3 tRNA genes are annotated in these 333 nt (G+C 52.6%); all 3 read left to right on the top strand.

Going from position 1 to position 333, the window contains the following annotated elements:
• Positions 1-50: 50 nt before the first annotated feature.
• The 3 genes from AC0C45_RS30145 (at position 51) to AC0C45_RS30135 (ending at position 288) form a co-directional block, all read left to right on the top strand.
• Positions 51-126: transfer RNA gene (locus tag AC0C45_RS30145), tRNA-Val, on the top strand.
• Between the two features lie 3 nt (positions 127-129).
• A tRNA-Thr gene (locus tag AC0C45_RS30140) sits at positions 130-205 on the top strand.
• A gap of 7 nt (positions 206-212) precedes the next feature.
• Positions 213-288 (top strand) — tRNA-Lys (locus tag AC0C45_RS30135).
• The last annotated feature ends 45 nt before the right edge of the window (positions 289-333 follow it).

The raw sequence follows: 333 nt of genomic DNA, 5'->3' as shown, positions 1-333 counted from the left end.
AGTTGGGACTTTGTCCCTGTGAGAGTAGGACGTTGCCAGGCTTATATATCGGAGGATTAGCTCAGCTGGGAGAGCACCTGCCTTACAAGCAGGGGGTCGGCGGTTCGATCCCGTCATCCTCCACCATTTGCCGGTGTAGCTCAACTGGTAGAGCAACTGACTTGTAATCAGTAGGTTGGGGGTTCAAGTCCTCTTGCCGGCACCAGTTTTTCGAGCCATTAGCTCAGTTGGTAGAGCATCTGACTTTTAATCAGAGGGTCGAAGGTTCGAGTCCTTCATGGCTCACCATTTATATTCACACGCGGGTGTGGCGGAATTGGCAGACGCGCTAGA

It is taken from the genome of Priestia sp. VA7 (assembly GCF_055710015.1).
The sequence above is the reverse complement of the archived record's forward strand: the minus strand, read 5'-3'. Positions and strand labels throughout refer to the sequence as shown.